This is a genomic window from Aeromonas sp. 602658, from assembly GCF_049173005.1.
Lineage (GTDB): Bacteria > Pseudomonadota > Gammaproteobacteria > Enterobacterales > Aeromonadaceae > Aeromonas > Aeromonas veronii_A.
The window spans coordinates 40,243-61,355 of sequence record NZ_JAAKRF010000019.1; the positions used below are offsets into that span (position 1 = coordinate 40,243).

Annotated in this window: 16 protein-coding genes; 11 read left to right on the plus strand and 5 right to left on the minus strand. The window is 58.0% G+C overall.

What is annotated here, in order from left to right:
* Positions 1-149 precede the first annotated feature (149 nt).
* From hcp1 to G5253_RS13905, 7 genes are all read left to right on the plus strand, one after another.
* Positions 150-668 (plus strand): type VI secretion system effector Hcp1, encoded by a 519-nt coding sequence (hcp1, locus tag G5253_RS13875; protein ID WP_010634242.1) that lies wholly within the window; start codon positions 150-152, stop codon positions 666-668.
* A 362-nt stretch (positions 669-1,030) separates the two neighbouring features.
* The gene (tssI, locus tag G5253_RS13880) at positions 1,031-3,112 is read left to right on the plus strand and encodes a type VI secretion system tip protein TssI/VgrG (RefSeq protein ID WP_421203557.1); all 2,082 of its coding nucleotides are present in this window, start codon (positions 1,031-1,033) and stop codon (positions 3,110-3,112) included.
* Between the two features lie 34 nt (positions 3,113-3,146).
* A complete protein-coding gene (locus tag G5253_RS13885) occupies positions 3,147-5,360 on the plus strand; it encodes a hypothetical protein (RefSeq protein WP_421203559.1) in 2,214 nt (737 codons plus the stop codon).
* 23 nt (positions 5,361-5,383) lie between these two features.
* The gene (locus G5253_RS13890) at positions 5,384-5,701 is read left to right on the plus strand and encodes a hypothetical protein (protein ID WP_421203561.1); all 318 of its coding nucleotides are present in this window, start codon (positions 5,384-5,386) and stop codon (positions 5,699-5,701) included.
* Positions 5,702-5,703: 2 nt separating this feature from the next.
* A complete protein-coding gene (locus G5253_RS13895) occupies positions 5,704-6,078 on the plus strand; it encodes a lysozyme inhibitor LprI family protein (protein ID WP_421203562.1) in 375 nt (124 codons plus the stop codon).
* A 393-nt stretch (positions 6,079-6,471) separates the two neighbouring features.
* Positions 6,472-6,792, plus strand: coding sequence for a hypothetical protein (locus tag G5253_RS13900; RefSeq protein ID WP_421203563.1), 321 nt, complete (start codon positions 6,472-6,474; stop codon positions 6,790-6,792).
* Positions 6,793-7,272: 480 nt separating this feature from the next.
* Positions 7,273-8,427, plus strand: a complete 1,155-nt coding sequence (locus tag G5253_RS13905) for a 3-phenylpropionate MFS transporter (protein ID WP_421203565.1) — start codon at positions 7,273-7,275, stop codon at positions 8,425-8,427.
* 77 nt (positions 8,428-8,504) lie between these two features.
* Here the strand turns inward: G5253_RS13905 and G5253_RS13910 are convergent, their stop codons facing one another.
* The 3 genes from G5253_RS13910 to G5253_RS13920 are packed head-to-tail and all read right to left on the minus strand — an operon-like array spanning position 8,505 to position 10,557.
* Positions 8,505-9,722, minus strand: coding sequence for a hypothetical protein (locus tag G5253_RS13910; RefSeq protein WP_421203566.1), 1,218 nt, complete (start codon positions 9,720-9,722; stop codon positions 8,505-8,507).
* Positions 9,723-9,728: 6 nt separating this feature from the next.
* Positions 9,729-9,938: a helix-turn-helix domain-containing protein gene (locus G5253_RS13915; RefSeq protein ID WP_201949611.1), complete on the minus strand. Its 210-nt coding sequence runs from the start codon at positions 9,936-9,938 to the stop codon at positions 9,729-9,731.
* Between the two features lie 7 nt (positions 9,939-9,945).
* Positions 9,946-10,557 (minus strand): DUF2975 domain-containing protein, encoded by a 612-nt coding sequence (locus G5253_RS13920; protein WP_201949613.1) that lies wholly within the window; start codon positions 10,555-10,557, stop codon positions 9,946-9,948.
* Between the two features lie 346 nt (positions 10,558-10,903).
* On the opposite strand from G5253_RS13920, the gene G5253_RS13925 reads away from it, so the two are divergent.
* A complete protein-coding gene (locus G5253_RS13925; RefSeq protein WP_421203567.1) occupies positions 10,904-14,359 on the plus strand; it encodes a NahK/ErcS family hybrid sensor histidine kinase/response regulator in 3,456 nt (1,151 codons plus the stop codon).
* A gap of 17 nt (positions 14,360-14,376) precedes the next feature.
* Here the strand turns inward: G5253_RS13925 and G5253_RS13930 are convergent, their stop codons facing one another.
* On the minus strand, positions 14,377-14,988 hold the full coding sequence (locus G5253_RS13930; RefSeq protein WP_421203574.1) for an arylesterase: 612 nt from the start codon (positions 14,986-14,988) through the stop codon (positions 14,377-14,379).
* A gap of 56 nt (positions 14,989-15,044) precedes the next feature.
* On the opposite strand from G5253_RS13930, the gene G5253_RS13935 reads away from it, so the two are divergent.
* Both G5253_RS13935 and G5253_RS13940 read left to right on the plus strand, forming a co-directional pair.
* Positions 15,045-15,740, plus strand: a complete 696-nt coding sequence (locus tag G5253_RS13935) for an ABC transporter ATP-binding protein (RefSeq protein ID WP_201958862.1) — start codon at positions 15,045-15,047, stop codon at positions 15,738-15,740.
* Between the two features lie 36 nt (positions 15,741-15,776).
* A complete protein-coding gene (locus G5253_RS13940) occupies positions 15,777-18,224 on the plus strand; it encodes an ABC transporter permease (protein ID WP_421203576.1) in 2,448 nt (815 codons plus the stop codon).
* A gap of 126 nt (positions 18,225-18,350) precedes the next feature.
* Here the strand turns inward: G5253_RS13940 and G5253_RS13945 are convergent, their stop codons facing one another.
* Positions 18,351-19,256, minus strand: a complete 906-nt coding sequence (locus tag G5253_RS13945; RefSeq protein ID WP_421203568.1) for a TIGR01777 family oxidoreductase — start codon at positions 19,254-19,256, stop codon at positions 18,351-18,353.
* Positions 19,257-19,508: 252 nt separating this feature from the next.
* Between G5253_RS13945 and G5253_RS13950 the strand changes: the two genes are divergently transcribed.
* On the plus strand, positions 19,509-21,038 hold the full coding sequence (locus G5253_RS13950) for an EAL domain-containing protein (protein WP_421203569.1): 1,530 nt from the start codon (positions 19,509-19,511) through the stop codon (positions 21,036-21,038).
* Positions 21,039-21,113: the final 75 nt, after the last annotated feature.

Sequence of the window (21,113 nt, forward strand, 5' to 3'; positions counted from 1 at the left end):
TGCGCAATTTATTGCATATGAAGGAATCGTGCGAGAATTGTCTTTTATTTAACTAATTGAAAAATAAGAATAAAAATAAGTGGCATGGTCGCTGCTAAAGGGTTGGTTGAGTGCTATCTCGTTTAACCAACTTATTTAGGAGCATACACATGCCAACTCCATGTTATATCAGCATCGAAGGTAAAACCCAGGGCAATATCACCGCCGGAGCCTTCACCTCTGACTCAGTCGGCAACATCTTCGTGCAAGGCCACGAAGACGAGATGCTGGTACAAGAGTTCCAGCACGTTGTCACCGTCCCGACCGACCCGCAATCCGGTCAGCCTGCCGGTCAGCGTGTCCACAAGCCGTTCAAGTTCACCGTCGCCCTGAACAAAGCCGTGCCGCTGATGTACAACGCGCTGGCTTCCGGCGAAATGCTGCCGAAAGTGACCCTGAAGTGGTATCGCACCTCCGTTGAGGGCAAGCAGGAGCACTTCTTCTCTACCGTGCTGACCGATGCCACTATCGTTGACATCGACTGCCAGATGCCCCACTGCCAGGACCCGGCGAAGTCTGACTTCACCCAGCTTATCCAGGTCTCCATGGCTTACCGCAAGATTGACTGGGAGCACACCGTTGCCGGTACTTCCGGTGCGGACGACTGGCGCGCCCCCATCGAGGCGTAAGCCTTGCTTCGGTACTTTGGTATTCCTTGTAAGTAGTAATGTGTCTTTGAGCCGGTTGTTCAACCGGCTTCTTGTACTGTGCATTTTCTCCAGCCTGGCCAACGGGTTGGCTGGAGCTTTTCTGTTTTGCCATCCCCCTGCTGGGGTTTGATGCCCTGTCGGTGAGTGCGGAGGGATGGCAAAGCACTAAAGGGTGTCCTGTGATGCAGACCCGAACCGCTCGTAACCTGTTATCCCCCTTATCTTTGGTGGCCCTTGCGGCACCGGAGAGGGCGGTAGCGTGGCTGCGCGGCGAGGGCGTGTAGGGCGCGAGAGTTGGCAAGGGCTCAGGCATTGCTTGGCCGTGACAAGAGGGGAAAGCCATGGCTAATCAAACCGGATTGCAATTTACCGTCAAGGTGGGGGCGTTGCCCGAGAGCACCTTTGTGGTGGCCAGTTTTCAGCTGGATGAGGGGCTGAACCGGCCGTTCAACCTGCAGCTGGAGTTGGCGAGTAGCCAGCCTGATGTCGACTTTGGCGCCGTGCTGGACCAGCCATGCGAGCTGATGGTGTGGTACAACGGCGAGCTGCAACGCCGGGTCTGCGGGGTAGTGAGCGAGTTTGCCCAAGGGGACAGCGGCTTTCGCCGCACCCGTTACAGCCTTGAGGTTAAACCGGCGCTGTGGCGGCTGGGATTACGCCAGAACTCCCGCATCTTTCAGGCGCAGAAGCCCGATGAAATCCTCAGTATCCTGCTGCAAGAGCACGGCATCACCGACTACGCCTTTGCCCTGAAAAACGAGCACGCCCAGCGCGAATACTGCGTGCAGTATCGGGAGACTGACCTCGATTTCGTGAATCGCCTCGCTGCCGAAGAAGGGCTCTTCTACTTCCACGAGTTTGAAGCAGGCAAACATCGCATCGTCTTTGCTGACGATGCCGCAGCCCTGACTGCTGGCCCCGAGCTCTTTTTCAACCTCGGCAACCGCTCGCTGGAACAAGGCCCTTACGTGCGCCAGTTCCACTACCGCGAGGCGGTGCGCCCCTCGGATGTAGAGCTGAAAGACTACAGCTTCAAGACGCCAGCTTATGGCCTCTCCCACAAAAAGCAGGGTGCAGAGCTCGAGCACCAACGGGATACCTACCAGCACTTCGACTACCCGGGCCGCTACAAGCAGGACACGAGCGGCAAGGCCTTTGCCCAGCATCGGCTCGATGCCCTGCGCAATGACGCGGTAGCGGGTAGCGGCAAATCTAACAGCGCCGCGTTACTGCCGGGCCAGCACTTCTCACTCACCGAACATCCTAACGGCAGCCTCAACACCGACTGGCAAATCGTCCATATTCGCCACACCGGTGAACAACCCCAGGCGCTTGAGGAAGAAGGCGGCAGCGGCCCGACCGTCTACCACAACGAATTTGGCGTAGTGAAAGCGAGCACTACCTGGCGTGCCCGCATCGGCAGCCCCGAGGCACCTCAGAAGCCGATGGTGGACGGCCCGCAAATTGCCATCGTGGTTGGCCCCGAGGGGGAGGAGATTTACTGCGACGAACATGGCCGGGTGAAGCTGCAGTTCCCGTGGGACCGCTATGGCAGCTCCAACGACCAGAGCTCCTGCTGGGTGCGAGTGAGTCAGGGCTGGGCAGGCGGTCAGTACGGCATGATGGCGATTCCGCGCATCGGCCATGAGGTTATCGTCTCATTCCTCGAAGGTGACCCCGACCAGCCTATCGTGACCGGTCGTACCTACCACGCCACCAACCGGCCACCTTACGAGTTGCCCGCCAATAAGACCCGCACCGTGCTGCGCACCGAAACCCACCAGGGTGAGGGCTTCAACGAACTTCGTTTTGAAGACCAGGCTGGACGGGAAGAGATTTATATCCACGGTCAGAAAGACCTGAATGTGCTGATTGAAAACGATGCGGCGTGGCACATCAAGCATGACGAGCATCGTGACATCGACAACGAGCGGGTCACCCGCATCAGAAAGGTGCCGGGCAAGGATGACGCTCCGCCCAGCCTCGGCAATGACCACCTGACAGTTGAAGGTGAAAAACGCGACCACATCAAGGCGGACTATTCGCTGACGGTGGATACCTCCCTGCACCAGAAACTGGGTCAATCCCTGTTGGTGGAAGCGGGTGAAGAGGTGCATATCAAGGTGGGTGACAAGCTGGTGCTAGAGGCGGGCTCCGAGATCACCCTCAAGGGGGGGGGCAGCTTTGTGAAAGTTGACCCGAGCGGCATCAAGCTGGTGGGCCCCGCCATCAAACTCAATGCCGGCGGCAGCCCAGGAGCAGGCTCTGGCTGGGCGGGTCAGGCTCCTGTTACTCCCAAAGGGGTCGAGGTGGTCAAAGCACCGGAACTGGTTGAACTGGTCAAGGCGATTGCCACCGAGAAGGCGATGGAGGCGTTGCTCAAGGTGCTGGAGTCCGATAGCGATTATCAGCCCTCTGCTTGATGTTCGACGAACAACTTAGGATTGAATGACAAAGATGAAAATCGTCTATCCCATGCAACTGGCGGGTGAAAATGGCTCCAGCGAGATTGCATCCCTCGATGAATTTATCAAGAAGATCAATGGTCTCAAGAGCGGTACCTTCCCGATAGGCCGCAATCGCATCTGGCACGGTGGTATTCACTTCAGTAAAAGCGGAGGCTGGCACCCGAGCGGCGCTGTGCGCGCGATTGCTGACGGGGAGATTGTGGCCTACCGACTGGCGACCAAACCAGCCAAGGCGACCCGTAGCACCGAAGAGGGCAAGCCAGATGGAAAGATTGACTTGTATACCTCCCCTTCGTTTTGTCTGGTACGTCATTGCTACGAAGCCGGTGAGCAGAGCAAGAATCGCCTGACGTTTTACAGCCTCTACATGCACATCGCCTGTGAGAACAGCTACAACAGTCCTGAGGCGGCGCGAGTCACCGTCAAGGGCTCGGGTGTCTCCACCTATGAACCGGTGGCGCAGGGAGACCCCCAAAAGCTGACACGCCGACTGTCGGGCAGTAGTCCTGTGTATGCCAAAACAGGTGCTGAGGTGAAGTTGCTCCAGCAAACCCCGAGCAACCTGCTCAACCACAGGGATGAGGCCCACAATTATTTTCTGGTGCACTACGTCGATGAACCGAACAGCCCGTTCTATATCGCACAGAGCCAGTTGCAGCATGAATATCCGCAAAAGCCGACGTGGATGACCCCACCAGAAGGTAAACCGGCCCGCCACAAGGTCCCGAGTAATACATGGTTACGTAAAACTGTTGACACCACAGTGGGTAGCATGGGGTTGCCTGCTGGCAGTGAGGTGGTGGTATCCACTGAGCCACCACAGATGGTGAACCTCAATGGCGGCACGACTGAGTTTCGTAAAGTACAGGTGTTCAAGGCGGGTAGTGGTGCCGTCAAAGATAGCGCCAATCAGGTGATGACCAATGCCAGCAAAGGGGCCACCGGTTGGCTGGCAAAAAGCAAGATGGGGGCCGGACTGACCGCTGAACCTAGTATCCCCGTCGAATTCAAAGACGATGCTGTCGTTGACCGCAGCGCAAACCCGATACCGGTGCAGGCCGGAGAGATCATCGGTCATTGGGGGGAGCATGAGCTAGCCACTGCCGGAGCCAGCGGCTTCGAGAAGGATGCCGACAGCAAAGCAGTGCACTTTGAGATGTTTGTTGCGAAGAATGACAAACAGGCGCTTGAAGATTGCATCAATAACAAGGCGCGGGTCACCGGTGGCCAGGGCTACCTGCTAGTAAAGAAAGAGGTCACTACCTATCGCCTTACCAACGATAGTCAACATGGTTTTCACGGTGTAGCGAATTTTGGGCCACAGGTCTTACCGTTAGCGGTGAAAGAGTCTGATATTGTCACTCACGGTGCCAACAACTTTGTGAAGGTGCGTGAACGGACTGCTGCGGACGGGGAATTGGCTGGCGAGTTCGTATTGCAGGGTAGTGATGTCGAAGTGGTCAGTCAGCACGACTGGCACAAGTTGGGTGTCAAGTTGGTCGATGGCAGTAGTGACCCCGACGGATTTTTAGATAAAGCTGATACCGAAGGTAAAGAAGGAGGCGAGTTTTTTAGCACTCTCTATGACAAGCTGGTGACAGACAGGGACAACGATGGCACCCTGAGCGGCAATGACATCAAGGCCGCGCTGGCCGATGAGGAGTTGGCGGGCAAGTTGCGCATGTTGTTTATCAAGCACAAAAGCGAATGGGTAAAGCCAGGCCAGGAGTGGCCGCGCTTAAAACAGGAGTTGGCTGAGCAGCCGAAACTCTATGAATATGCCATGCAGGTACACAACAATATGGCGTGGATGGAAGATGCCAGTAAGATATTGGGTGATATCAAGCCTTGGTTTATTCATCCTGCGGGGATGATAGGGCTGGTGGCTGACCCTGTCTCTGATGATGAGATGGATGAAAAATGGTTCATAGTCACCAAGGGGCAACTTACATTTGATGAAGAAGGAAATGATGTTGAAAATAGTACTTACTTCTCAAGAAAAATCCATTGGCCTGGTAATAGTGAATCTGGTGTAACCATTGGTCGTGGCTATGATATTGGAAGTCGCTCAAAAGAAGATGTATACCGTGATTTATCTGACTCAGGGGGCCCTGATAATATCGCCTCATTAATATCTTCTGGTGCAGGAATCAAAGGGGGGAGGCATCTAATTTTGTTTCAGAAAATAAAGATTCAACCTTAATAACTAGGAAATCACAACATCGCTTGTTTGAAAAAATATACCCTGATTATGTTCTCAGGGCAAAATCAAACTATGAACGCTGGACTACAGCTCAAAGTATTCAGGATGCTAATATCCCAGGTGTATCTATATCTGATAAAACCAATTGGGAAAGCTTAGATGATAAGGTTAAAGATGTTATTGTTGATTTAGTTTATCAGGGTTTTACGAAAGGCCCCAGACCCATGGTCTATGGCATGTTAAATGACAGACAAAAATACGCCGATTACATCAAAAACAACCCCTCCTTGAGCCAATATGAGCCTGGGCGTAACAGAGCTAAATATCTAACTGGAGAATAACTGTGAAAAGACTATCTTTTGCTCTTTTTTTTATATCATTGAGTGTATTTTCAAACACAGATCGTAATTGTGATATCTCTGCGCCATCTACCAATATTGCTGCTTGTTATGAAAGTAAATCAAAACAAGCTGATGCTGAGTTAAACAAAACATATAATAATTTAAAATCTACATTGTTATCTAGCGGTTATGATAAGCAATCTAAAGAAAAATACTGGAGTCAACTGGTTCAATCCCAAAGATATTGGATTAAGCTCAGAGATGCTCAGTGTTACGCGAGGGGAGCTTTTTTTGAAGACAGTTCTATTGCTCAACTGATAGAAATTAAAAAATGTCTTATGAATGTAACAAAGGAAAGAGTGTTATTTTTTGAATAATGAGATTCAATTCATTCATGATTTACCTTGATAGGCAAGGCTGATGGCCAAGGGCGGCTCTGCATCAGTTTTATGCCCATCAGATGGTTGTGTAGCATATATTTACAAAACAACATATTAGGCAAAAAATATAGATGGAAGTGGCCTGTCCAAGTCGCTTCTTTAATTTGAACGGTAGTTATCCAGTAACAAATTCAGTCCAGGCATCCATCATGAGGAGGCGTTGAACCAGTAAGTCCGTACGGTGGGGAAATCTGGGAACCCAATATTTTTGACTCTGCTAGATACTCAACCATGTACTCCGTAGGAGATGGGTGAAAAGTGGTATGGACGGCTTTGTCGAGATTGGCGAGATTTTGTTGAGCAGAGTATTATAACTATAGAATAACTTAAATGAATAAATATTTGGTCTTGGTTTTTATTCTGTTTTCTTCTATTTGTTGTGCTGAAAATGTCGGAGTAGACTATCGCTGCTTTGTTAGTACAGATGGTAAAATTAAAATGCGAATGATGTGGGCCTCCACTGTGGGTTGGGTTGGAGGATATGTTCAATATGGGAAAAGCAAAGATAAAATAACTATAGTTCAAGTGAATCATAAAGAAGAGACGAATGATGAAGGTCGACCATATGCAGTTAATAGTGACTGGGTTGAAATAATTGATGGCAAAGTTAATGGGCAGTATCACTTTGGTTACCAGGGTGCTAACATTTGACAATGTTTTTTATATAAATGCTAAAGGAAAGCAGTATTATTTCTCTCAGGCATTGGAAAATTACGAGGATTGTTTTTGATTGCCGTGGTTGTGAAATAGTGAGTGTATAGATCTAGTTATCACCTGACACCGGCTTAACGCCGGTGTTTTTTTATCGCTACAAATAGTTTTGGTGCAGGATAGCTCGAAGATGTGCTGTATCCAGATGATCTTTTGTTGTGAAGATGGATTTAAGTTTGAATCCGAGGTGCAGATCCTGTTTATGAGAAAAAGTGATTAGGGGACAAAAAAGAAACCCGCCATGGGCGGGTGGAAGGATTGCAACACTAACCAGGAGGAGGTGTTACCAGGTAGACCTCGCCTATTCGGTAATAGTTCAATTTTATTGAAGTTTTTCGATTTCTTCGCGGGGTTTCCATCGGGATCTGCGGGGGAGGATGGGTTATCATTCTGCTCCCGTCATCCGGTTGCAGAGGATCTATGCCCGCGTTCTCCTGGTTAGCGCTCTTTTTCGGCGCCTTCTATTTTGTCTACGGCGCTTACTTGCCGTTCTGGTCGCTCTGGCTGGAGGGGGTGGGCGTCAGCGCCGAGATGATTGGTCTGCTGCTGGGGGCAGGGATGGCGATCCGCTTTGCCGGCAACCTGATGGTGATGGGGCAGATCAAGGGGGCGGGCCATCTGCTGCCGGTTACCCGGTTGCTCTCCCTGCTCAGTCTGCTGGCGTTTCTCGGCTTCTATCTCAGTCATAACCTCTGGTGGCTGGTGGGCTTGACCCTGCTGGCGAACTTTATCTATCCGACCCTGATGCCGGTGGGGGAGGCGCTGGCGACCCGCATGGTGGTGCAGGCGCACCTCGATTACGGCAAGGTGCGGCTGTGCGGCTCCTTTGCCTTTATCGTCGCCTCTACCCTGGTGGGGGCGCTGGTGGGCAACTTCGGTAGTGACTGGATTTTGCACACCATGGTGGCGGGGCTGGTGCTGATGCTGCTGCTCAGCTGGCTGCCGCTCTATCCGGCGCCACAGGATAGTCAGGGCGAGCGGGCCAAAGCATCCTTGCTGGCAACCCTGCGCAGCGCACCGGTGCGCCGCTTCCTGTTGCTGACCGCGCTGCTGCAGGGGAGCCACGCCGCTTATTACGGTTTCAGCGCCATCTACTGGAAGGCGCAAGGATATAGCGGCACCATCATCGGCTATCTCTGGGCGCTCGGGGTGGTGGCCGAGATCTGCATGTTTGCCGCCGACAAGCGTTTCCTGCAGCGCTTTGGCGCCCAGAGTCTCTTTATCGCCGGTGCCATCGGTTGTGTGGTGCGCTGGGTATTGCTGGGTGCCTCGACCGAGTTGTGGGTGCTGGTGCTGGGGCAATTGCTCCACTCGGTGACGTTCGGCATGAGTCATCTCGGGGCGGTGCGCTTTATGACCCGTCAGCTACCGGCCGAGCAGTTGATCCCGACTCAGGCGCTCTATGCGGCCCTTGGCCTCGGCATGACGGTGGCAGCCCTGATGGCACTTTGCGGCGTGATGTTCGAGCCCCTTGGCGGCGGCATCTTCTTCCTGATGGTGCTGGTGGTCTTGCCGGTCTTCTTCCTGCGGCTGCGCCCCTCTGCGCCCTCTGCGCAGGAGAGGGCTCCAGCCTGATATTTGTCTATTTGAATCATCACCTAACAAAAGGGAGAGCCACGGCTCTCCCTTTTTCGTTGCTGCGGTTTGCGGCGTTACTGCTGCTCGCCCAGATAGAGGCGGCTGAGGCGGCGCCAGGTATCCGAGCCGATGGTGCCGGCAAGCAGCTCATTGGATGCGGCATCAAAGCGGCCATCCGGCAGCCAGCTCAGTTGGGGCAGCAGTTGCGCCAGCGTCACGTCATTGTGCTGCAGCTCCCGCTCCAGCGCTTCCCAGAAGGCGCTCCCCTTGACGTAAAAGAGCGGGTAGTAGGAGCGATCGCCCGCCAGCACCTCGCGAGCTGCCCGATAGAGGCCGCTCTCGCTATGAGGTAGCAGTTTGCCCCGCTCGGCCAGCTCGTTGACCGCTGTGACCTGATGCAGCCGAAAGCGGCGCAGCGCCTTGATGGCGAGGTACTCGGCGAGGCTCTCGTTGACCCAGGTGGGTTGTGGAGCAGAGTGGCGAGCGCTCAGGATATGCACCGCCTCGTGGGCCGAGGTGCGCAGCAGGCGCAAGGGGGCCTGTGGCGTCGGTTTGCCAGCCTCGGTGGGGTAGTTGGCGACAAACACCTGATCTCCGGCGGCGCCGCCGAGAGAGCGGGTCGCCACATCCCGCCCCAGCCACACCAGTTGCCACGGGTGAGTGGGTGGATCCACATCGAGCTGGAAGGCCAGATAGTCGATGATCTCATTCAGTTGCTGCTGCAAGGCCGGCAGATCGAGCTGATTGGCGGTCTCGTCATGGCTCAGCACCAGCCGCGGATCCGGCTTGGTGACGGGCACAGTTTGCAGACCAAATGGCAAGATCAGCGGTGGCTGGTTGACATCCGGTAACGGTTGGCAGCTGCCATCCGGCAGACATACCTTCCCTTGGCGGCTCCCCTGCTGGCGCACAAAGTTACCCCATTCGGTCAATAGCCACTGGTTGGGAGCGAACAGCAGCGACTGTTGGGCCGAGGCATCCGCACCCACTGTCGGAGCCGGTGTGAGCGTGATCTGCCAGCCAACCTCTTTGCAGGAGAAGGGCTGGTTGAGGGCAACCGGCTGGTTGTCTGCAAGGCAGACCTGCGCGTGGGAAACCGGCGTGGCACTGCCCGGCAACTGACGAGCGGGGAGCAGGGTAAAAGGGGGCTTGCCCTGCATGGTGAGGCGCACTTGCAGCACATTGGCGCTGGCGCCCCGCTCGATAAGATAGCGGGGGCCGCTCGCGTCATTGCCAGCGCAGGCCCACAGCGGCAGCAGCCACAGGGCAAACAGGGTGATATGACGACTCATAAGGGGTTAGTGCTCCTGCTCGTAGCCCAGCAGATCGCCGGGCTGGCAATTGAGTTCACGGCAGATGGCCTCCAGAGTGGAGAAGCGCACCGCCTTGGCGTGGCCATTCTTGAGGATCGAGAGATTGGCCTCGGTGATGTCGATGCGCTGGGCCAGCTCGCGGGCGGTCATTTTGCGCTCGGCCAGCAGGGCATCGAGGCGGATGATAATGGGCATATGTTCCTCACACCGTCAGTTGCTGTTCATCGGCCAGCAGTTTGGCCTCGCGCATGACCAGTGCCAGCGCCGAGACGATCAATCCGGCCAGCAGCAACTGAAAGTTTGAGGAGCTGATATTGATGGTGCCGTGCAGTTCAGGGCCTTGCAGAGTGAGCGCTATATCCAGCAGTGGCGTGGTGATGATCTCGGCGATGAAACTGGCACACAGCAGCAGTCCGATCATTTTGTAACGACGGATCTGGTCGAAGGTGAACAGCATGGCGCATCGATAGCCACGAAACAGCTGGAGCAGTTGCCACAGGATGAGCATGAAAACTACATCAGGCAGCAGCATGACCAAGGTCGCCAGCAGGCGGGTACCCACATTGAGGGGGTAGTCGGCAATCGAGGGGGCCGTAGTGGTCACTACTGGTGAGGGCATGTTCAGTGGGACATTACTGAGTGTGGAACCGTCATTCACTGCCAGGGCATCGACCAGCTCCTGATGCAGATAGTCGTTGCCACCCAACAGGTGTGACCAGGCTCCCATGACGGTCATAAGTGGGGTGGCCACCAGTGCAAATAGCAGAACCCACTCGATCAGGCCGCTCATTCGTTCGAGCTTGTTGTGTTTCATCGTTTATCTCCAGATGGAATGTGACAGAAAGATTAGGGCCATGAACGGTGCTGTCAGCAGGGTCAGCAGCAGGCACCATTCGATCAGGTCGCTGATGTGTCCGAGCGTATGGTGTTTCATCGTTTCACCTCTTGCTTGAAAGAGAAAAAAGATGGAGCGTGCGCGCATGAAATTATTGTTTATCAATAAACAGATGCTAGTGTTTATCGTTTTGCGATATAGAGTCAAGGCTAAACTTATTGAAAAACGATAATTTCAATCCGTTCGAAGGGGATGACTTTTGGCTGCTGCCTCTCTAGACTGGCGAGGTTGTATACAAAAACTCAACATGGACAAGGAGTTATCGATGCACCAGGGATGGCTGCTGATCGGATTGTCGCTCACCTATCTGGGGCTGCTGTTTCTGATCGCCTTCGTGGCAGACAAGCACAAACGGCACCGTCTCAAGGGGCAACCGCTGCTATACAGCCTGTCGCTGGCAGTCTACTGCACCTCCTGGACCTTCTTCGGCACCGTGGGGCAGGCGAGTGAATCGCCCTGGTCGCCGGTGCCCATCTACCTTGGCCCCATGCTGGTCTTTCTGTTTGGCTGGCGGCTGCTGGCCCGCCTTATTCTGGTGGCCAAGCGCGAGCACATCACCTCCATCGCTGACTTTATCGCCGCCCGTTACGGCAAATCCCAGCGGCTCGCCATGGTGATCGCCCTCATCGCCATCATGGGGATCCTCCCCTATCTGGTATTGCAGCTCAAAGCCATCGTCACCGGGCTGGATCTGCTGATGGTCAACAGTGGCGGCATCAGCCCGACCAGCAATACCAGCGAGTTGGCGCTCGGGGTCACTCTGCTGCTGGCGCTGTTCAGCATCCTGTTCGGCACCCGCCATCTCGATGCCACCGAGCACCACAGGGGGATGGTGGTGGCCATTGCTTTCGAGTCGGTGGTCAAGTTGCTGGCCTTTATCGCGGTGGGGGGCTTTGCCCTCTGGCTGATCCTGAGCAAACCGGGCGAGGCTCACGAGCAGGTGACCCGTGACTTCTTTGCGCAGGTGGTGGCGGTGAGCCCCGGCAACCTGCTGGAGCTTGCCATCTACACGGTGCTGGCGATGTGCGCTGTTATCTGCCTGCCGCGCCAGTTTCATGTGACTGTGGTGGAGAACAATCAGGGGCAGGATCTGCACTGGGCGCGCTGGATCTTCCCGCTCTACCTGTTCGTGATGGGGCTCTTTATCTGGCCGCTGGCACTGGCGGGCAAACAGTGGGTGGGGGCCGACATGGCCTCCGACACCTATGTGATCAGTCTGCCGATGGCCCTCGGTTTCGATGGCATGGCGATGCTGGCGTTTCTCGGCGGCACCTCGGCGGCCACCGGCATGGTGATCGTCTGCACCATCGCGCTGGCCATCATGGTGAGCAACGATCTGGTGCTGCCGGTGCTGCTGCGCCGCTTCTGGCGGCAGGGGCGCGACGAGCGGCTGGTGCGGCTGCTGTTGCAGGTGCGCCGTGGCGCCATCCTGCTGATCTTGCTGGCGGCCTGGGGGCTCTACCTCTGGCTCGGCGATCTCACCAGCCTTTCCCGCATCGGCTATCTCTCCTTTGGCGCAGTGGCCCAGTTTGCACCAGCCCTGCTGCTTGGCCTCTACTGGCGTCATGGCAATCGCAAGGGGGTTTATCTTGGGTTGAGCCTCGGGGTGAGCCTCTGGTTCGTGACCCTGCTGGTGGAGAGCGGGCTGCTGGCCGGTTCACCACTGGCCGAATTGCTGGCGCCGCCGGACTGGCCCGCGTTTCGCGAGCTGAGTCTCGGAGCCTGGTGCATCTTCCTGAGCCTGCTCTTCAACCTGCTCGGCTATGTGGCCGGTTCCCTGCTGTCGCGCCCTGCGGTGAGCGAGCGGCTGCAGGCGGCCAACTTTGTCGGCAAGCCGAGCCGCGATACCGCTGCCCTCTATCAGGCGCGGGTCTCGGTCAAGGAGCTGGAGATGCTGGCGGCTCGTTTTGTCGGCTCAAGCCGGGTCAAGCGTGCCTTTGGTCGCTTCGCCGGAGAGCGGGGCGGCACCCTTGCGCCCCAGATGCAGGCTTCGGCCGAGCTGATTGCACACACCGAGCGGCTGCTGGCGGGGGTGTTTGGTACCTCGTCGGCACGGCTGGTGCTTGCCTCTGCCCTGCAGGGGCGCAACATGCAGCTCGAGGAGATCGCCACCATCGTCGATGAGGCATCCGACGTGTTTCGCTTCAACCGCGGCCTGCTGCAGGGGGCGATTGAGCATATCGGGCAGGGGATCTCGGTGGTGGACAGGGAGCTTCGGCTGGTCGCCTGGAACCGCCGCTACATCGAGCTGTTCCACTATCCGCCGGGGCTTATTCAGGCAGGGCGCCCCATTGAGGAGATCATCCGCTACAACGCCCAGCAGGGGCTCTGTGGCCCCGGCGATATCGAGGATCACGTGGCGCGGCGGGTCGCCTTTATGAAGCGGGGCAGCGCCCATATTTCGGCGCGGGAACGCCCGGACGGGCGGGTGATCGAGATGCAGGGCAACCCCATGCCCGCCGGTGGTTTCGTCATGACCTTTACCGACATCACCCCGTTTCGTGATGCGGAGCGGGTGCTGCGCGAAGCGAACGAACATCTGGAGGCGCGGGTGGCCGAGCGTACCTGTGAGCTCTCCGAACTCAACCGCCAACTATTGCTGGTGAACCAGCAGGTGGAGCGGGCCAATCAATCCAAGAGCCGTTTTCTGGCGGCGGTCAGCCACGATCTGACCCAGCCCCTCAATGCGGCCAAGCTGTTTACCTCCTCCCTGCTGGAGATGTTGCCCGATGCTGGCGAGCAGGCCCGCATCGCCCGCCATATCGACGATGCGCTGGGGGCGACCGAGGATCTCATCACCGATCTGCTCGATATCTCGCGGCTCGAAGCGGGCAAGTTCAAGGCCAAGAAGCTCGACTTTGCCCTGCGCGATCTGCTCGACAACCTCAAGGCTGAGTTTGGCGTGTTGGCGCAGGCGGGGGGGATCCACTTCTCGGTGGTGGAGAGCAAGCATGCGGTACACAGCGATGTGCGGCTGCTGCGTCGGGTGCTGCAGAACTTCCTCACCAATGCGTTTCGCTACAACCCGGGTGGCCGGGTGCTGCTCGGTTGTCGCCGGATGGGGGAGAAGATCCGCATCGAGGTATGGGACAACGGCCCCGGCATCCCGCAAGACAAACAGGAGGCGATCTTCGACGAGTTCTCCCGCCTCGATCACTCCCGCACCGCCAAGGAGCAGGGGCTGGGTCTGGGGCTTGCCATCGCCCGCGGCATCTCGCAGGTGCTCGGTCATCAGCTCACATTGCAGAGCTGGCCGGGCAAGGGATCGGTCTTTGCGGTGACCCTCAATCTGGCGACCCGGCCGGTCACGGCCCATCAGCTGGCTGCGCCGGTGGCGCGCGACAGCCAGCTGGAGGGGGTAGCCGTGCTCTGTATCGACAACGAGCGGGACATTCTGACCGCCATGAGCACTCTGCTCGGCCGTTGGGGCTGCGAGGTGCGCTGCGCCGTCGATCTGGCCGAAGCCGAGGCGCTGGTGGCGGAGGGGTTTGTACCGAGACTGGTGCTCTCTGACTACCACCTCGACGATGGCAAGACCGGGTTGGAGGCGCTCGCTGCGCTGCAACGAGTGTGTGGCGATGAACTGGGAGGGATCATCATCAGCGCTGATCGCAAGAGCGAGCTGCAGGCGCAGATCCGCGAGCGGGGGTATGGCTACATCAGCAAACCGGTCAAACCACTCAAACTGCGGGCCCTGATGAACAGCCTGCTGCTGAGTTAAACAGGGGGAGATGTTTTTTATGGCTCCATAAGGGGCTCAATAAAACCGGCTACCTTGTCGCGGATCTTGGGCTGGGCCGCAGGGGTGGGATGAATACCATCGTTCATCATAAGTTCAGGGCGCAGCGCAATATCATCCATGAAGAAGGGCAGCAGGGGCAGATCGTTAGCCTGGGCCAACTCGGGAAAGATCTGTTCGAACTGGCGCAGATAGCGGGCACCGTAGTTGCGGGGCAGCTGGATTTGGGTCAACACCACACGGGTCTGCTGCTCCTTGGCGAGCGCGATCATGCTGGCCAGATTCTGGCGGGTAATGGTCGGCGCGAAGCCACGCAGGCCATCGTTGCCCCCCAGTTCGATCAGAAGCCAGTCTGGCTTGTGCTCCTTCAGCAGAGCGGGCAGACGGGCCAGCGCCCCTTGTGTCGTTTCACCGCTGATGCTGGCATTGAGCAGGGTGTGTTTGCCCCCCTCTTCCTGCCATTTCTGGTTGAGCAGGGCAGGCCAGCTCTGCTCAACCTGCATCTGATAGCCGGCGCTCAGGCTGTCTCCCAGCACCAGCAGGGTCTGGGCCTGAGCCGACGAGAGCAGGCTGCCGAGGCCAACCAAAAAGGCAAACAGAATACGCACCATCAATTCAACTCCCGCTATGGATTGTCATCAAGGGATTGGAACAAAGGATACAGAGCATGAGTTCAACCCCCATTATTGTCGTCAAGGGCCTCGGCAAATCGGTTCGCCTCGGCCAGGAAAGCCTCACCATCCTTGAAGGGATCGATCTGCAAGTCAATAGCGGCGAGACGGTGGCGCTGGTCGGCGCCTCCGGCTCCGGCAAGTCCACCCTGCTGGGGCTGCTGGCCGGGCTCGATCTGCCGAGTCAGGGGGATATCGAGATCCTCGGCAAATCCCTGGGCGAGCTGGATGAGGAGGGGCGGGCTCGGTTGCGCGCCGAGCAGATCGGTTTTGTGTTCCAGTCGTTCCTGCTGCTCCCGACCATGACGGCGCTGGAGAATGTGATGCTGCCCGCCGAGCTGCGCGGTGAACGGGATTGCGAACCAAGAGCCCGCGAGCTGCTAGCTGCGGTCGGACTTGGCGAGCGGTTGCACCATCTGCCGCCACGGCTCTCCGGCGGTGAGCAGCAGCGGGTGGCCATCGCTCGTGCCTTTATGACCCGTCCCAGTCTGCTGCTGGCGGACGAGCCGACCGGCAACCTCGACAGCAAGACCGGCGAGAAGGTGATCGAGCTGCTGTTTGAACTCAATCGCAAGCACGGCACCACGCTAGTGGTAGTGACCCATGACCATCAGCTGGCCGAACGCTGTCAGCGACAAGTGGTCATGACGGCGGGTCGGCTGGATCGCGAGGTGACCCATGATGTGGTGTAACAGGGTGAGCTGCGGGTCAGGTGGGAGATGCAAGGGATGATGCAGTGGCGATTGGGATGGCGACTGCTTCGCCGGGAAGGTTTTAGCGGCGAGCTGCGCTGGTTTGTGCTGGCGCTGGCCCTGAGCGTGGCGTGCGTCTTGAGTGTGGCGCTGGTAGCTGATCGGCTCGATGCCGGACTCAAGGCGTCGGGCCGCGACTTTATCGGGGCGGATCGGGTGCTGCGCACCGCCGCCGCCCTGCCGAATGGTTGGCTGGAACGAGCGAAACAGGATGGCTTGGCGGTGCAGACCACCGTCAGCTTCAACAGCATGCTGTTTCACGGCGACGCGCTGCAGCTCGCCTCCATTCGGGCGGTGCCCAATGGTTTTCCCTTCTACGGCAAGCTCACTCTGGAACCTGCCCGTGCCCCGGCTCCCGGCGAGATCTGGCTCTCCGCCCGGGTGATGCAGCTGCTCAAGGCCAAAACGGGGGATGAGCTGGAGGTGGGCAATACGGTGCTCAAGGTGGCGGGCCTGCTTGGTGAGGAGCCGGATCAGGGCTTCAGCCCATTCCTGCTGGCGCCGCGTGCGCTGATCCACAGTGCCGATATCGAGGCGACCGGTGTCCTGCTCCCCGGCAGCCGCCAGCAGTGGCTCTATCTGTTCAAGGGGCCGCGAGAGTCGCTAGCCCGTTACGAGCAATGGTTGTTGCCGCAATTGCAGGCCGGACAGAAGTGGATCAAACCGGATGACAGCGAATCCCAAGTGGGTCGCTCGCTGGCCAATGCCGAGCGTTTCTTCCGGCTCGCCTCGCTAAGCGGGGTGTTGCTGGGGGCGTTGGCGATGGGTATTGCGGTGCGCCACTTTGCCGAGCGCCAGACCAATATGGTGGCGCTGCTCAAAACCCTGGGGGCATCTCGTCGCTCGCTCTGGCAACTGATGGGAACCTTGCTGCTGTCGTTGACGCTGATCGGCGCGTTGCTGGGTCTGGTGGCGGGCACAGCCATGCAGTGGATCACCTTGCAACTGCTGGGGGACCTGCTGCCTCCGGATCTGCCGCCCCCCTCCTGGCGCCCCTTTGCCCTGGGGGTGGCGGTAGCGCTCTTTATCACCCTGTTGCTCGCTTTTGTGCCCTTCTTGCGGCTGCTGAAAGTGCCGCCGCTGCGGGTATTGCGCCGGGAGCTGGAGGCGGGGATTCCCCCCTGGCTGGCCCTGCCGGTCGGCCTGTTCGGGCTGTTTGCGCTGGTCTGGGGCTTTACCGCCGATGTGCGTCTGGCGCTGGGTCTGGTGGGTGGCATGGGCTTGCTGATGGGGCTGCTGGCCCTGCTGGCGGCGCTGATGTTGCGGCTGGGAGCGAGAGTGAGCGGGCCTCATGCCTTGCGGCTGGCGCTGGCCCACCTGTCGCGCGAGCGCAGCAGCGGCCTGTTTCAGCTGGCGGGCTTTGCGTTGGCGCTGATGCTGTTTGGCTTGCTCTGGGCGGCCCGGGTCGATCTGCTGGATGAGTTTTCGGCACGTCTTCCCGTCGATGCGCCCAACCGTTTTCTGGTCAATGTGGCCGAGAACGAGCGGGAGGGGATCCTGAGCGAGCTGGCGGCAGCCGGGGCCACCACTTCCGATTTCTATCCCATGGTGCGTGGCAGGCTGACCCATATCGCCGGTGAGGCGGTGGGCGAGGGGGCCAGCAGTGGCCGCGAGGGCGTCGATCGGGAGCTCAACTTCACTACCACGGCAACCCTGCCAATCGACAACAAGCTGGTGGCCGGGAAATGGCTCGCTGGGCCCGGCGAGGTGTCGGTGGATAGCGAGTTGGCCAAGCGACTCGATATCAAGCTGGGGGACATGCTCGCCTTTACCATCGAGGGGCGCAGCTTTGGCGCCAGGGTCACCAGTCTGCGCAGCATCAAGTGGGACAATATGCGGCCCAACTTCTACATGATCTTCTCCGAGGATCTGCTGGCACCCTTCTCCCGTACCTGGCTTGGTAGTTACCGATTGCCCGAGGCGGGGCGCACTGCCGAGGTGGAGTTGATCCGCCGTCACCCCACGGTGAGCCTTATCGATGTGGATGACCTGATTGCGCGGCTTACTCAGGTATCAGAGCAGGTGAGTAGGGCGCTGGCGCTGATGCTGGGGCTGGTGACGGTGGCCGCGCTGCTGGTGCTGCTGACCCAGACTCAGGCCAGCATGGCCCAGCGTCGGCGCGAGCTGTTGCTGATGCGCACTCTGGGCGCCAGCAGCGATCTGCTCAGGAAGATGCTGCGCTGGGAGTTGGTGGCCAGTGGTGCGCTGGCGGGGCTCTGTGCCGCCATGGTGGTGGAGCTCTGCTCCTTTGGCCTGCAGTGGTGGTGGTTCGAGGGGCAGTGGCAGTTCCACTGGGCCATCTGGCTCGGCCTGCCGACGCTGGGGGCCATGCTGGTGACGCTGGCGGGGCAGGGGATGCAGCGTCAGCTGCTGGCTGGCACCCTGAGCGATCGGCTGCGGGGGCTGGGTCAGGGACTGTTGTAATCCTGCTAGCGCGAGCCGATGCCACTGAGTGCAATAGCGCAGCCACCATAAACAAGCAGCCCGGCCATTGGCCGGGCTGCTTGTTATGGGAGGTGCCGACGAGCGGACGCCGCGAGCGGGTGTGAGTTAGCGGGGCTCACGCAGAAGATTGGTGAGGGCGCTCGGCAGCTCGGGATAGCTGAAGTGAAAACCGGCCTGTTGCAGCCTTGTTGGTATCACCTTTTGTCCGGTCAGCAGCAGATCTGCCGCCTCCCCCATCACCAGTTGCAACAGCGGCGCCGGGACGAAGAAGAGGTGTGGACGGTGCAGCGTGGTGGCAAGGGTCTGGCTGAACTCCCGGTTGCTGACCGGATGGGGTGCAGTGCCGTTGAAGATGCCGCTGCACTCTTCGTGCTCCAGTATGAACAGGATGGCGCGCACCAGATCCTGCACATGGATCCAGCTCATCATCTGGCTGCCCGACCCCATGGGGCCGCCGAGTCCGAGTCGGTATGGGGGGAGCATTTTGGGTAGCGCTCCCCCATCCATGCCGAGCACCAGCCCGATCCGCACGATACATACCCGGGTCTGCTTGCTTTGTGCTTCCAGTGCCAGGGTCTCCCACTGTTGGCAGAGTTGGTGGGTGAACTCGTCGTTGGGAGAGCGGCACTGCTCGTCGAGGGTTTCGGTGCCCTGTCTGCCATACCAGCCGATGGCGGAGGCGTTGATCAGCACCTTGGGCGGCGTTGTGGAGAGCTTGATGAGATCAACCAGCTGCTCGGTCAGCAGCCAGCGGCTGTCGCAGAGCAGCTGTTTACGCGATTCGCTCCAGCGTCCGGCGGCGATGGGTTCACCCGCCAGATTGATCACTGCGTCCACGTCATTGAGGTCATCGAGCCGGTCAAGGTTATCCAATACCTTGATATCGTGACCGAGCAGGGAGTAGGCGCGGCTCCCCTGCCTGCTCAATACCACGACCTCGTGATTGACCTTGAGATGGGCAACCAGCTTGCGGCCGATAAAGCCGGTTCCTCCGGTAATCAGAATCTTCATCGTTGCACGCTCCTGCTGCCGTTTGCTCTACTCTAATGGCGTCGTCCTCCTTCAACAAGTGGACGAGTTTGACACGTTTTGTTCATTCGACTGATGTTAACTCTATCCTCTTCTTGCGACATATTGTTGAACAATAGTTTGAATTGATTGATTTTTGTCGGGTGGACATTTGTTGTTCAATCGCTATTATGGCGACCCTTTCGCCTGTCCACCGGGGCTGTCACCCACCATCCGAGCATCAAAGAGGCCGCCATGCCATTTCGTCGTTTGAAACTTCGCCAGCTTTACTCGAGGATTCTGGTGGCACTACTGATGGGGGGCGGGATCCTGCTGCTGGGGGTTGTTGCCGTTATCTGGCAGACAGTGACCGAGATAGAGCATGATTCCGATTCACGCTTGCAGCATGCCCGGATGATGTTTGATCGCTCCATCGGCCATGCCCGGCAAGCGGCCATCAATGTGGAGGGGATGCTTGGTCACTCCTGCAAGGAGGCGGCACAACTGCTGCGCGAACAGGTGGCCACTGTGCCTGATGTCCGCTCTGCCAATCTGGCTATAGGAAATCGTATCTATTGCACCTCGCTCTATGGTGACTACGATGGCCCCTTCAACCCTGACAGTTATGTGGATGGCAGGCTGCAACTGCTGCCAGGCAATGAGGTCACACCGGATCGCCCCCTGATCGTGCTGCGCCACGAAACGGACAAGGGGAGTGTGCTGATCGGTGTGGATGGCTACTACCTGCGCAATACCCTGGAGATCTCCAGCAAGAACTCCCCGATGGCTCTGGTGGTGGGGCAGAGGGCACTGTTTGGCTCAGGTCAGTTCGGGGCGGCGCCCTCTCCGGCAGAAGAGGGTTATATTGCCCTCGCTTCGGCCGATTTCCCCTATCAGGTCGTCACCCGGATCACGGTGCATGATTACTTGAGCCACGCATGGCGCTACTCCAGAGATACCTTGATCCTCTCTCCACTGCTGGCGCTGCTGATTGGATTCGGCACCTTCAGGCTGATGGGGCGTAGCAGCTCACCAGCGGAGGAGCTCAAGCGGGCGTTGATCGAGGAGGAGTTTATCCCCTACCTGCAGCCGGTGGTCTCCGGTGAGGATGAGCAGTGGCGTGGCTGTGAGGTGCTGATGCGCTGGCAGCATCCCAAGCAGGGGATGATCTCGCCGGATCGCTTTATCCCGCTGGCGGAAGATAGCGGCCTGATCGTGCCCATGACCAGCCTGTTGATGGCCGAGGTGCGTGACCACTTCTCCCCTTATGCCCGCAAGCTGCCGGCAAAGTTTCATTTTTGCTTCAATATCAGCGCCAAGCACTTCCAGGATCTCGACCTGTTGGCTGACTGCAAGGCCTTTCTCGACGCGTTTAAGGACAATCCCGTTGATTTGGGGTTGGAGCTGACGGAGCGGGAGCTGCTGGTGGCTGATGAGACAACCGCCCGGATGTTTGCCGAGTTGCGCAAACTGGGCGTGTTGATCGCTATCGATGACTTTGGCACCGGTCACTCCAGTCTGACCTATCTGCAGCAGTTTCAGGTCGATGCAATCAAGATTGACCGTAGCTTTGTAGAGATGATCGGTACGGATGCACTCTCCAGCCATATCGTTGAAAACGTGATTGATCTGGCGAAGCGACTTGAATTGATCCTGATCGCGGAGGGGATCGAGAAGCAGTCGCAGGCGGACTACCTGCGGGCTCGCCACGTTGACTATCTGCAAGGATATCGCTACGGCCGCCCCATTCCGATGAAGCAGTTTTGCAAGACCCTGTTTGGCTGAACGGGTGAATGGGGAGCATAAAAAAAACCAGCGAGCGCTCGCTGGTTTTTTGTTAATACGGTTTGGCTTGGGCGT